Origin of the sequence: Actinomadura sp. NBRC 104412 (assembly GCF_030269515.1) — a bacterium.
Classification (GTDB): domain Bacteria; phylum Actinomycetota; class Actinomycetes; order Streptosporangiales; family Streptosporangiaceae; genus Spirillospora.
In genome coordinates this window covers 37,640-50,157 of sequence record NZ_BSTM01000032.1, presented here as the reverse complement: position 1 = coordinate 50,157, position 12,518 = coordinate 37,640, and the positions used below count along the sequence as shown (strand labels likewise).

Below are 12,518 nucleotides of genomic sequence, written 5' to 3'. Positions count from 1 at the left end.
GTCAGCGGAGGGACGGGGCGGGGATGGAGGCCCACGTCCCTTCCAGCCGCGACAGGGCGGCACCGGCCTCGCACCGCTCGATCCCGTACAGCACGCCCAGGCTGAAGGCGTCGGCGGTGTCCGTGGACCGCGCGGCGGCGTCCTTCAGATGCCGGCTCGCGATGACGCCATCCTGGTAGTCGCCGAGCACCTCCTGAAGCTTCTTGGCGTTCCTGACGACACGTGCCGCCGGGTCGCCGAGCACGGCGACCGCCGCCTCGGCCGCGTACCGCGCGCGCTTGGCGTCCTTGCGGGTCTCGTGCCGGGCGGTCTCGGGGTCTTCGGACGTCTCGATCGAGGCGTAGGTCTCGGCGAGGCGCCCCCAGGCGCGTTCGACCAGGCGCGGCAGCTCGCGGGCCGCGCTCCGCCCGGCCTTGGCGCCCAGCGGCGGGTCGGCGACCAGCCCTTCCAGCGCGTCCAGCAGGGCGTAGTAGCGCTCGCTCTTGAGCGTGGCGTTGAGCCGCCTGTACGCGGAGCGTTCCGTCGTCGCCAGTTCCTCCAGCCAGGCGGGTTCGCCGATGTCGTCCAGCCCGGCGACCCGGTCGGTGAAGCGCATCCGCAGCACCTCCAGGTCGCGCACCTCGCCCAGCTCGGTGGCCAGCCACTTCAGCTCGTCCCGCAGCGGGTCGGTGCGCTCGCGGTCGAGGACGGGCCGGTAGCTCTGCAGGACGCTGCGGAGCCTGCGGGTGGCGACCCGCATTCTGTGGACGGCGTCGTACTCGGCGAGCCGCGCCTTGGGGTCGAAGGCCAGCAGCGCCTGGACCTGCGCCGCGACATACGCCATCACGGCCTGCCCCGCGGTCGGCTCGCCGCCGTCCAGCTCCGCCAGGGCGCCGCCCAGCGTCTCCTTGGCCGTCGGACGCCTGATCTCGCCGTCCAGCAGCCGTCCCAGCTTGGAGGACGACGCGGCGCGGTGGGCGCCCGCCTTGCGCAGCGCCTTCCCGGCGGCCTTCAACAGGGCGCGGTCGCCGGCGTCCAGCTCGACCTCGATCTCGCGCCAGCGGTCGCCCATGGCATGCCCGTTCGCGGGGCCCTCGGTGAGCAGCACCCGTCCCGTCACGGCGTCGTCGGCGACCTCGGCCAGCACGCCGCCGGACGCGTCCAGCAGCCGCAGCACCGTCCGATCGGTCTCGAGGGTCGCCACCGGGCGCAGGGGGCGGCCGCGCGTGTACGCGGCGACCAGCGTGGCGAGCCGGGCCGGGACGGCCTGTGCCCTGCCGAGCGGGGCGCGCAGCTCGTCCTTGCTGTCGGGGCCCGCGGGCATCTTCAGGTGCCAGCCCGCGTCCGGGCCGCCGCGCCGGCGGCGCAACGTGATCCCGTACGCGGCCAGCCGCAGATCCTCGGTGTCGAAGTAGGTGGCGTGAAGCCGATGCGTCTCCGGGTCTCCCACGGCGGCCACGCCCGGCAGCCCGGTCAGCTCGGGGACGGTGAAATCGGCGGAGGCGTCGTACTTACGCTCGATCTCGACATGCTTCACGGCCACGTCCGGCTCCTCGACCACGCGTCGGCGCTGGTTAGCAGATCTCCATGGCCAGCATTACACGCCAGGGTGAACGGTTACAGACATCTTCCGACCGTCAAGGCGACGGGCCGACCTCGGCGTTCACCAGGGGGTCGCGTGCGGGACGCGGGTCACCTGAGGTGGTACTTCATCCCCATGTGCGAGGGGCGGAAGCCGATCTTCTGGTAGAAGCGGATGGAGTCGGGGCGCTGGCGGTCGGTGGTGAGCTGCACCACGCGGCAGCCGCGCTCGCGGGCCCGTTCGATGGCCCAGCCGATGAGGAGCTGCCCGACGCCGCGTCCGCGGTGCTCGCTGGCCACGCGGACGCCCTCGATCTGGGCGCGCTCACCGCCGGTGTAGGTGAGGCCCGGAATGTAGGTGAGCTGCATCGTGCCGGCGATGGCGCCGTCGATCTCGGCGACGATCACGGCGTTGTTGGGGTCCTTGTCGATGGCGTCGAACGCGGCGTAGTAGGCGTCCGGGATGACCTCGCCGGGCGTCTCCCGGGTCGCCCCCAGCGGGTCGTCGGCCAGCAGCCGGACGATCTCGGGGAGATCCGCCCGCACCGCCTCCCGGAAGGTCACTTCTTGATCACGCGGCACATACCAAGGGTACCGGGCCGCTACCGTGAGTCCTTGCTCTAACAACTTGTAGTACTACAGCTTGTAGTACTACGCTGTGTTCGACAGGCACCCCACCCCGGAAGTGCGCCGGCGTCAGTGGCGACGCCGCAGGGAGCAGACATGCAGCACGTCGAGAACGAAGAGCACTGGAGCGACCACGCCATCTGCCGTGGCGAGGACCCCGACCTGTTCTTCCCGATCGGCTACTCCGCCCCGATCCTGCGGGAGCAGGAGCGCAGGGCCAAGGCGATCTGCGCCAACTGCCCCGTCACCGCCGACTGCCTCGCCTGGGCGCTCAAGGTCGGCGAGCCGGACGGCATCTGGGGCGGCACCACCCCCGAGGAGCGCCGCCACCTGCGCCGCTCCGCCGACGCCCCGCCCCGCAGGCGGCTGCCCGCCATCGTCGTCCGCGGCGACTACCCCGAGGACACCACGACCGCCTCCGCCGCCTGAACGTCCCCGCCCGGGTGTCGGAGCGGGTTTCGCGGGCACTATGCGCGGTGCGAAAGCGTTGCCGATAATGACGGCAGGGTCATTCACCTCGACGGCGGGCGAACATGAGCTATCCCTCGGTCCCTGAGAAGAACCGCTCCGAAGGGCTCGCGACGCATGGCGTGCGCGCCGTGTCGGCGGCCATCATCATCGGCCTGGTCACCGCGGCGATGTGGGTCCTGGAGATCGCCGACTACGTCCTGAACGGCGCGCTGGACACCTACGGCATCACCCCGCACGACGTGGGCGACCTGCCCGACATCTTCACCGCCCCGTTCATGCACGGCGGCTTCGGCCACCTGATCGGCAACACCATCCCGTTCGTGATCCTCGGCTTTCTCGCCGCCGCGAGGGGCATCGCGAAGTTCCTGGTCACCAGCCTGATCATCATCGTGGTCGGCGGGCTGGGCGTGTGGTTCCTCAGCTCCGCCAACACGCTGGGCTCCAGCATCCTGATCTTCGGCTTCTTCGGCTACCTGCTGGGCCGCGGGCTGTTCGAGCGGCGGCCGCTCGACCTCGCCATCGCCATCGGCGTCGTGCTGCTCTACGGCACCATGATCTTCGGCGTGCTGCCGAGCGACCCCGGCATCTCCTGGCAGGGCCATCTGTTCGGGCTCATCGGCGGCGTCCTCGGCTCCTGGATCCTGCGCCGCGACACCGGCAGGGATCGCCGGATCGCGGCCTGAGGCTTCCGGCGGCCTGTGGCGGTACGGCTCAGTGCGGCCGGACGGTGATGTCGGACACGACGGCGTCCGCCGGGGTCTCCAGGGCCGCCACCAGCGCCCGCGCCACCGTGGCGGGGTCCACGAAGCGCGCCGGGTCATAGTGCCGCCCCTCCTGGGCGTGGACCTTCCGCTGCATCTCCGTGGCGGTACGTCCCGGAAACAATGAGGTGACCCGCAGCGACGGCTCCTCGGCGCGCAGCGAGTCGGCCAGCGCCCGCAGCCCGAACTTGCTCGCCGCGTACGCCGACCACTGGGGGCCGGCGCGCAACCCCGACGTCGAGTTGACGAACACCACATGTCCCCTGGCCGCGCGCAGTGCCGGCAGCAGGATCCGGGTCAGCTCGGCGGCCGACACCAGGTTCACCATGAGCTGGTCGATCCAGTGGTCGGCGTCCTGATCGGCCACCGCGCCGAGGTCCACCACGCCCGCGCTGTGCACCACCCCGTCCAGCCGGTCCGGAAGCCCGGCCTCGGCGAGCGCCGCCTCCAGGCGCCGGGGCTCGGACAGGTCGAGGGGGATCACCCGGGCCACCGTCCCCGGCGTGGTGGTGCGGACGCCGCCCGGCTCCCCGTTGCGTTCCCGGACCAGGATCTGCGTCCGCCCGTGCCGCCCGGACGCCATGCTGTTCCGCAGCGCCTCCAGCCGCTCGCGCGACCGTCCCGTCAGGATCAGCTCGTGCCCGCGCTCGGCCAGCAGCCCGGCGACCGCCGCGCCGATCCCCCCGGTCGCCCCCGTGATCAGATAGGTGCCCATGACCCCCCATTCTCCTGGCTCAACGAGATCGACGCCCCCGACCGGCCGCGAGTTCACCGCCCCGGGGAGACAAGGCCGGAACCTTCGAGCCCCGTCCAGCCAGGCGACGATACAGCCCCGCCCAGCGCCGCCACCGCCACCGCCCTCACGTCCCGCCCGGGCCTCAGTTCAGAGCCGTGGGCCGAATATGCAAAAACTCAGGTGAGATCGTGCTCGCCGACCTTGGTACGGCTGGTGAACGTGCTCCAGACGGACGTGGTGAAGGCGAGCTCCGTTCGGTCGGACGGGAGGCCAGGTGAGTAGGTGGCGAGCCTGCACGATTCAGGTGCAGGTATTACGCCACGCTAATGCATCCCACGCCGGAGGCGTTGCGGGCGGCGGTGTGCTTGTAGTGGAGGACACGCAGCAACGGCGCGGCCGGTGCCCCCACCGGTCGCGTCGTCTGGCGTCCTTCGTGAGGTCTCAGGGGGACAGGGGGAGGTGGAGGGCGAAGCGGGCGCCCTTGGGATGGTCCTCGATGACGAGGGAGCCGGAGTGGGCCTGGGCTATCTCCCTGGCGATGGCCAGGCCCAGGCCGGTGCCGCCGGCCGAGCGGCTGCGGGCGGAGTCCAGCCGGGTGAAGCGCTCGAAGACGCGTTCGCGGTCGGCGGGCGGGATGCCGGGGCCGTCGTCGGTGACGGTGAGGCGCGCGTTGGGCCCGGCCCGGCACACCTCGATCTCGACCGCGCCGTCCGCGTACCGCTCGGCGTTGTCGAGAAGGTTGTCCAGGAGGCGGACGAGCTGCATGCGGACGCCCCGTACGGTCAGCCCCTCGGTGAGCCGCGTGCGGACCCGCAGGCAGGACGGGCGGCGCCGGATCTCGGACGCGGCGAGCTCGGCGAGGTCGATGGTCTCGTGGGCGGCGCTGCCGCCGGTGCCGATGCGGGCCAGCAGCAGCAGGTCGGTGACGATGGACTCCAGGCGGTCGGTGTCGCGGAGGGCCGAGGTGATGGCCATCTCGAGGTCGGTGTCGTCGGGGTGCATCGACGCGTCCTCGAGGTTGGCGCGCAGACCGGCGATCGGCGTGCGGAGCTCGTGGGAGGCGTCCGAGGCGAACTGCCGCTGCCGGGCGACGGCGCGTTCGAGACGGTCCAGGGTCTCGTTGGCGGTACGGGCGAGCTGGGCGATCTCGTCCTCGCCGCCGGGTTCGGGGACGCGGCGGCTGAGGTCGGTGGCGCTGATCTCGGCGAGCTGCGCGCGGATCTCCTCGACGGGACGCAGCGTCCGCCCGACGACCCGCCAGGTGACCCAGGCGATCAGCCCGGACAGCGACAGCACCGCGACGCCGAGCAGGACCTCCAGCAGGCCGGTCACCAGCAGCGACGGCATCGGCCTCGCCGCGTAGACGACGGCGGAGTCGGGGGCGGTGGTCGTGCGGATCACCACGAGCATCGTGCAGTCGCCGCCGGGTCCGTGCCCGGTGCACTGGATCGCGTCCACGATCCGCTCGTCGCGGGACGGCCACAGCCTGCTGAACGGCGGGCGCCCCAAGGCGCCGGGGGTGGCGGCGACGACCCGGCCGCGCCTGACGACCTGGACCTGGACCCGTCCGTCCGAGCCACCGGCATCCTCGGAGTCGTCCGGGATGACCGGGCCGGCGAGGGTGCCCTCCCGGACGGCGGCGCTGACCCGGCGCGCGGACCGCTGGGTCTCCTCCAGCACGTCGTTCCGCATCGCGTTCCGCACCGCCAGGTCGATCCCGGCCGCGACCGCGGTGAACGCCAGCGCGGCCAGGACGGCGGCGATGAGCGTGTCACGCGAACGGATCGACCGGGGGCGGAGCCGCATCGGTGCCTCTCGTGGAACGTGATCGGGGTCGGGGCGGAGGGCTGACAGGCCGCGGGCGCTCGAACCAACGTACCGCCGTGTGATGGCGGAATACCCCACTACCTGCGGAAGTGCCGCGGTCACTCGTTTATCACCGGATCCGGCGCGGTGCCGGGGGTTTTCGCGCCCGGCCAATGGGACATCGCTTGTCATAGCACCCCTACCGGACGGGATTGGATAAATGGGTAGAGACGTGACCCCCATCGCCATCAGCAGGGAGGACCGGCGCCGCTACCGCGGCAAGGTCCGCCGCTGCCTGGACGTGCTGGCCCGGATGCTCGGCGAGTCCCAATTCGAGTTCGAGCGCCCGCACATCGGTCTGGAGATCGAGCTCAACCTCATCGACGCCATGGGCGACCCCCTGATGCGCAACGCCGACGTGCTCAAGGCGATCGCCGACCCGGCCTGGGCGACCGAGCTGGGCCAGTTCAACCTGGAGATCAACATCCCGCCGCGGGAGCTGGGCGGATCCGGCACCGGCGAGCTGGAGGCGGAGGTGCGCGACCACCTCAACCGCGCCGACGCGCGGGCCCGGGAGGTCGGCGCCCACCTGCTGATGGTCGGCATCCTGCCCACGTTGCGCCGCTCCGACATCGGCGAGGAGGCGATCTCCGCCAACGCCCGCTACAAGATGCTGAACGACCAGATCTTCGCGGCACGGGGCGAGGAGATGCGGATCGCGGTGGACGGACCCGAGCCGCTGCGGATGCACACCGACACGATCCTCCCCGAGGCCGCGTGCACCAGCGTCCAGTTCCACCTCCAGGTCGCCCCGTCGAACTTCGGCGACTACTGGAACGCCGCGCAGGCGATCGCGGGACCGCAGGTCGCGATGGCCGCCAACTCCCCGTTCCTGTTCGGGCACCGGCTCTGGCACGAGACGCGCATCACGCTGTTCGAGCAGTCCACCGACACGCGTCCCGAGGAACTGAAGACGCAGGGCGTACGGCCACGGGTGTGGTTCGGGGAACGCTGGATCACCTCGGTGTTCGACCTGTTCGAGGAGAACATCCGCTACTTCCCCGCGCTGCTGCCACTGTGCGACGACGAGGACCCGGTGGCCGTCCTCGACGAGGGCGGCATCCCCGAACTCGGCGAGCTGAGCCTCCACAACGGCACCGTCTACCGCTGGAACCGCCCCATCTACGCGGTCGTCAACGGGCGGCCGCACCTGCGCGTGGAGAACCGCGTGCTGCCCGCGGGCCCGACCGTCGCCGACATCGTCGCCAACGGCGCCTTTTACTACGGCCTCGTCCGGGTGCTGGCCGAGGAGGACCGCCCGGTGTGGACGCGCATGTCGTTCGCCACCGCCGGGGAGAACCTGCGCCGCGCCGCCAGGGACGGGATGAACGCCATCCTGTACTGGCCGGGCATCGGCGAGGTGCCCGCGGCCGAACTGGTGCAGCGGACGCTGCTGCCGATGGCGTACGAGGGACTGGACCGCTGGCGGGTCGACCCCGCCCGCCGCGACCGCCTGCTCGGCATCATCGAGGGACGCTGCGCCGGCGGGCAGACCGGCGCGTCCTGGCAGATCCAGACGGTGCGGGCGATCGAGGAGTCGTTCGGCACCGCCAGGCCCGAGGCGCTGCGGCTGATGACGCAGAGCTACGCCCGGCTGATGCACTCCAACGAGCCCGTCCACACCTGGCCGATCGGGCCCTGACCGCCGGGATTCTTCACACAACCCGCACATTTCCCGACAAGACCGGGCACGGGTCGTGCGTACAGTCGGCGTGTGAACGCGAACGAGCAGCGCATCCTGGTCGTCGAGGACGAACCGACGATCGCGCGGGCGGTGGCGGACCGGCTGTCGGCCGAGGGCTTCGCCGTCGAGATCGCCGCCGACGGCCCGTCCGCCGTGGACCGCGCGCGGACGTACCGTCCCGACCTGATCGTGCTGGACGTCATGCTGCCCGGCTTCGACGGGCTGGAGGTCTGCCGCCGCGTCCAGGCGGAGCGTCCCGTGCCGGTGCTGATGCTGACCGCGCGGGACGACGAGACCGACCTGCTGGTCGGCCTGGGGGTCGGCGCCGACGACTACCTCACCAAGCCGTTCAGCATGCGCGAGCTGACCGCCCGGATCCGCGCGATCCTGCGCCGCGTCGAGCGCTCGTCCGCGCCGCCGCCCGGGGAACCCCTGCGGACGGGACCGCTGGAGATCGACCCGAAGTCCCGGAAGGTACGGCGGGACGGAAAGGAGATCCACCTCACCCCGACGGAGTTCGACCTGCTGGACTGCCTGGCGCGCAACGAGGGCGCGGTGCTGACCCGTGCCGTCCTGCTCGAACAGGTCTGGGACTGGGCCGGGGCGTCGGGGACGCGGGCGGTCGACAGCCATGTCAAGGCGCTGCGCCGCAAGCTGGGCGCCGAACTCATCCGCACCGTCCACGGCGTCGGGTACTGCCTGGAAACGGGGGACGCGTCATGAGCGAGCGCGGCGACGGTCTGACGCGGCCCGCTTTCGCCGGCGGTCCCGTCCACAGGCTGTGGACGGTGCTGCCACGGCCGCTCGACCCGCTCCGGTCCATCAAGGTCAAGTTCGTCATCGTGACGGCGGTGACGGCCTGCACCGCCATCCTCATGGTGCTGTGGGGGTACAGCTTCGACCTGCGCGCACGGCAGACCCTTCCCGTCGGCGTGCTGGTCTCGGCGATCGTGACGCAACTGCTCGCGCGCGGCATGACCGCGCCGCTGCGCGAGATGACCGCCGCCGCGCGGGCGATGGCGCGTGGCGACTACTCGCGGCGCGTACGGGCGACCTCACGGGACGAGGTCGGCGAGCTCGCGCACGCGTTCAACCGGATGGCCTCGGACCTCGCGGAGGTGGAACGGCAGCGCCGCGAGTTCGTCGCCAACGTCTCCCACGAGCTGCGCACCCCCATCAGCGCGCTGCGCGCCGTGCTGGAGAACGTCGCGGACGGCGTCACCCCGCCCACGCCCGAGGTCCTGAACTCGGCGCTGGACCAGACCGAACGTCTCGGGCGGCTCGTCACCCAGTTGCTGGACCTGTCGCGGGTGGACGCGGGCGCGGCCCCCCTCGACCTGACCGAGATCGACGTGGCGGCGTTCATCGGTGACGTCACCGCCGAGGCCGCGGCGGGACGTCCCGGCGCCCGGTTCGTAACCGACGTGACACCCGGCCTGGTCGCGGTCGCCGACCGCGACCGCCTCCACCAGGTGCTGGCCAACCTGCTGGACAACGCCGCCCGGCACAGCCCGCCCGGCGTCCCGGTCACCGTGTCCGCGCGCACGTCCGACTCCGCCCCAGGGGATCTGGTCCTGGAGGTGGCGGACGAAGGGCCGGGCATTCCCGCGAGCGAACGCACCACCGTCTTCGAGCGCTTCTCGCGCGGCGCCGCCGCCGGCACGACCCAGGTCGGCACCCCGACCGGCGGGACGGGCCTCGGCCTGGCCATCGCCCGCTGGGCCGTCGACCTCCACGGCGGCGACATTCACGTGGCCGACACCGACCACGGCTGTCGCATCCGGGTCACCCTTCCCAACCCGGTCCCCGAGCCGCGATGACGCCCGGGCCGCGTGACGGGTGTCGCCGACGCGGCCGAAGTGCCTGAAGAAGATCTTGCCTGGGGCGGGGGATCGCAAAGCAGGGTCGCGTCTTCGACCGGATTCGGTCTGCCTCGATGCGGGTATGTCACATCGTCGATCATTGGCGCGTCGTACGGGTAGTGCCAGAGTGATGTGACGTACCACCGATGCCATGGGCGGTCCCCGCCGGGCCGTCCGAGCGGGAGGTTCGCGTGGCGACCTATCGGAAGGGCGGCGCCCGGCCGCCGAAGGCCCTGGCCGGCACGGGCATCGCGATCGACGAGCGGTTCGGCGGCGCCGCGTGGGCGCGCAAGTCGCTCCGCAAGGCGTTCCCCGACCACTGGAGCTTCCTCCTCGGCGAGATCGCGATGTACAGCTTCGTGATCATCGTGCTGACCGGGGTGTTCCTCACCCTGTTCTTCCAGCCGAGCATGGAAGAGGTCGTCTACGACGGGTCGTACCAGAAGCTGCGCGGCGTCGAGATGAGCCAGGCGTACGCCTCCACCCTGCACATCACCTTCGAGGTGCGCGGCGGGCTGCTCATGCGGCAGATCCACCACTGGGCGACGCTGCTGTTCATGGCGGCGATCACCATCCACCTGCTGCGCAACTTCTTCACCGGCGCGTTCCGCAAGCCGCGCGAGCTCAACTGGCTGATCGGCGTCGTGATGTTCATGCTGGTCATGCTGAACGGCCTGTTCGGCTACTCGCTCCCGGACGACCTGCTGTCGGGCACCGGCATCCGGATCCTGGAGGGCGTCCTGCTGAGCATCCCCGTGGTCGGCACGTACGCGCAGATGTGGCTGTTCGGCGGCGAGTACCCGGGCGAAATGATCATTCCCCGGCTGTACGTCATCCACATCCTGCTGATCCCCGGCATCCTGGCCGCGCTGATCCCGCTGCACGGGGTCGTGCTGACCTGGATGCAGACCCACACCCAGTTCCCCGGCAAGGGCAGCACCAACCGGGCCCAGTACGGCTACCCGTTCTTCCCCGTCTTCGTCGCCAAGACCACCGCGTTCTTCCTGTGGATCTTCGCGGTGTGCGCCATCCTCGCGACGTTCTTCCAGATCAACCCGATCTGGCTGTTCGGCCCGTACGACCCGGGCGCGATCAGTTCCGGCTCGCAGCCCGACTGGTACATGGGATGGCTGGAGGGCGCCCTGCGCATCATGCCCTCCTGGGAGGTCAACGCCTGGGGCCACACCGTCACGTTCAGCGTGATCGTCCCCGCGCTGGTCATTCCCGGGATCCTGTTCACCGGCCTGGCCGTGTACCCGTTCCTGGAACGCTGGGTGACCGGCGACCACGAGATCCACCACCTGCTGGACCGTCCCCGCGACGTCCCCGCCAGGACCGGCATAGGCATGGCCGGTGTCGTCTTCTTCGGCGTCCTGTGGGCGGGCGGCGGCAACGACCTCATCGCCGAAAAGTTCGAGATACCGCTGTACTGGACGACCTGGTTCTTCCGGGTCGCCTTCTTCCTGGGGCCGATCCTGGCGTACGTCATCACGTACCGCATCTGCCTCGGCCTCCAGCTCCGCGACCGCGCCCTGGTCGAGCACGGCGTGGAGACCGGCATCATCGTCCGCTCCCCCGAGGGCGAGTACACCGAGGTCGAACGCCACCTCCGCCCGGAGGAGGCCGCCCCCATCACCGACAGCCGCCCACCCGCCGCCATCGCCCTCAGCCGTCCCGAACAGAAGGGCATCGAGGCGCCCGAAGCCCGTAGCCGCCTGGGCAAGGTGCGCCTGGCCCTCAACCGCCGCTTCGTGGCCGACCTGGCCAAGGTCCCCGACCACGCCGACGGCGAGGAACACGAAGAACACGTCCGCAAGTCCATCGACTCCCCCGGCCCCTGACCCCCGGGTCGGCCGACGGGACACAATGGCGCGATGTACGTGCTGGAGGCGGTCATCGGCACCGCGCCCGTTCTCGAAGCGCTGGCCGGCTCCATGCCGGAGGCGAGGATGCCGGAGGCGAGGATCGTCCCCCTCGCCGGGCATCTGTCGCTGCTGCCGATGACCGCGGCGCTGCTCGACGCGGTCGCCGCGCCTGGAGAGCCCGAACTCGACGGGTTCCTGAAGGCGCCCGCGGGCTTCGGCCGCACACTGGCCGCCTGCTCGAAGACCGCGCCGGTGGCCTATGTCGAGGCCGAGTACTTCGGCGGAAGCGGAACCCAGTCCGCGCAGGTATGGGACGCAGGAAAGGTCGTCCTCGGCCCCCTGCACAAGGGCGAGTTCGAGCCGTCGCCGCCGGCCGGAAGCCCGATCTCCCAGGCGCTCCGGCTGCTCGGCGTCGACAAGGGCGGCCACATCGACGAGTTCGAGGCGGCGGGGCTTCACCGCCACCGGGCTACCAGTAGCTGGCTGCCTGAGATCTAGCAGTACAGCTAGCCGAGCGCGGAACGGGCCAGGTGCGTGAGGGCCCTGGTGATCTGGGCGGTGCTCTGGCCCTGGGCCCGCTGGTGCGCGTAGACCTCGGACGCCAAGGGAGCCAGCAGCACATCGGCCAAGGCGTCGGGTTCGGGAGCCTCCGCTTTGACGGCGAGCATCCTCACGTGCATGCGCCAGAAGCCGTACGCGCCGGTGGTGAGCCGGGTACCGGAGGCTTCGGCACCCAACGCCAGGTCGATATGGGCTTCCAGGAGTTCCACCATCGCCGCGTAGAAAGCGGCCAGGCGTTCGGCAGGTGAGGCTCCGGGGCCTAGGGGCGGGTCGCCCCGGATGATGCCTTCCTGGAGGCGGCGTTCGTGCTCGTCCAGGAGGGCCAGCGCGATCGAGGCGGTGTCGGGAAAGCGGCGGTAGAGGGTTCCGCGGCCCACACCCGCGGCCTTGGCGATGTCGTCCATCGTGACCGTGCGCGGGTCTCGGGCGGCGAAGAGCCCGGCGGCGGCCTCCAGGATCTTCGCCCGGTTGCGCGCCGCGTCCGCACGTTCGCGCCGCTGTTCCATCGAGATCCACCGTACCGGA

General features: G+C 71.2%; 12 protein-coding genes. 7 read left to right on the top strand and 5 right to left on the bottom strand.

All coding sequences use genetic code 11. The features are described 5' to 3' along the window. Position 1 precedes the first annotated feature (1 nt). Both QSK21_RS29830 and QSK21_RS29825 read right to left on the bottom strand, forming a co-directional pair. Positions 2-1,522, bottom strand: coding sequence for a CYTH and CHAD domain-containing protein (locus tag QSK21_RS29830; RefSeq protein ID WP_285700768.1), 1,521 nt, complete (start codon positions 1,520-1,522; stop codon positions 2-4). 149 nt (positions 1,523-1,671) lie between these two features. Then, a complete protein-coding gene (locus QSK21_RS29825) occupies positions 1,672-2,124 on the bottom strand; it encodes a GNAT family N-acetyltransferase (protein WP_285700799.1) in 453 nt (150 codons plus the stop codon). Positions 2,125-2,283: 159 nt separating this feature from the next. Between QSK21_RS29825 and QSK21_RS29820 the strand changes: the two genes are divergently transcribed. Both QSK21_RS29820 and QSK21_RS29815 read left to right on the top strand, forming a co-directional pair. Next, positions 2,284-2,616: a WhiB family transcriptional regulator gene (locus tag QSK21_RS29820; protein WP_285700766.1), complete on the top strand. Its 333-nt coding sequence runs from the start codon at positions 2,284-2,286 to the stop codon at positions 2,614-2,616. A gap of 104 nt (positions 2,617-2,720) precedes the next feature. Continuing rightward, positions 2,721-3,341, top strand: a complete 621-nt coding sequence (locus QSK21_RS29815; protein WP_285700765.1) for a rhomboid family intramembrane serine protease — start codon at positions 2,721-2,723, stop codon at positions 3,339-3,341. A gap of 28 nt (positions 3,342-3,369) precedes the next feature. On the opposite strand, the gene QSK21_RS29810 is transcribed toward QSK21_RS29815, so the two are convergent. Both QSK21_RS29810 and QSK21_RS29805 read right to left on the bottom strand, forming a co-directional pair. After that, the gene (locus QSK21_RS29810) at positions 3,370-4,134 is read right to left on the bottom strand and encodes an SDR family oxidoreductase (protein ID WP_285700763.1); all 765 of its coding nucleotides are present in this window, start codon (positions 4,132-4,134) and stop codon (positions 3,370-3,372) included. Between the two features lie 462 nt (positions 4,135-4,596). Beyond that, complete coding sequence (locus tag QSK21_RS29805; protein ID WP_285700761.1) at positions 4,597-5,961, bottom strand: sensor histidine kinase; 1,365 nt, start codon at positions 5,959-5,961, stop codon at positions 4,597-4,599. Between the two features lie 220 nt (positions 5,962-6,181). On the opposite strand from QSK21_RS29805, the gene QSK21_RS29800 reads away from it, so the two are divergent. The 5 genes from QSK21_RS29800 (at position 6,182) to QSK21_RS29780 (ending at position 11,930) form a co-directional block, all read left to right on the top strand. Beyond that, positions 6,182-7,663 carry a glutamate-cysteine ligase family protein gene (locus QSK21_RS29800; protein WP_285700760.1) on the top strand — a complete coding sequence of 494 codons (1,482 nt, stop codon included), beginning with the start codon at positions 6,182-6,184 and terminating at the stop codon, positions 7,661-7,663. Positions 7,664-7,735: 72 nt separating this feature from the next. Next, positions 7,736-8,428: a response regulator transcription factor gene (locus QSK21_RS29795; protein ID WP_285700759.1), complete on the top strand. Its 693-nt coding sequence runs from the start codon at positions 7,736-7,738 to the stop codon at positions 8,426-8,428. Beyond that, a complete protein-coding gene (locus tag QSK21_RS29790) occupies positions 8,425-9,525 on the top strand; it encodes a HAMP domain-containing sensor histidine kinase (protein ID WP_285700758.1) in 1,101 nt (366 codons plus the stop codon). Before QSK21_RS29795 ends, QSK21_RS29790 begins: the two co-directional genes overlap by 4 nt. A 233-nt stretch (positions 9,526-9,758) precedes the next feature. Then, positions 9,759-11,408, top strand: coding sequence for a cytochrome bc1 complex cytochrome b subunit (qcrB, locus tag QSK21_RS29785; protein WP_285700756.1), 1,650 nt, complete (start codon positions 9,759-9,761; stop codon positions 11,406-11,408). 33 nt (positions 11,409-11,441) lie between these two features. Next, positions 11,442-11,930, top strand: a complete 489-nt coding sequence (locus QSK21_RS29780) for a hypothetical protein (protein WP_285700755.1) — start codon at positions 11,442-11,444, stop codon at positions 11,928-11,930. Positions 11,931-11,938: 8 nt separating this feature from the next. Here QSK21_RS29780 and QSK21_RS29775 read toward each other — a convergent pair whose 3' ends face one another. After that, positions 11,939-12,499: a TetR/AcrR family transcriptional regulator gene (locus tag QSK21_RS29775; RefSeq protein ID WP_285700754.1), complete on the bottom strand. Its 561-nt coding sequence runs from the start codon at positions 12,497-12,499 to the stop codon at positions 11,939-11,941. Positions 12,500-12,518: the final 19 nt, after the last annotated feature.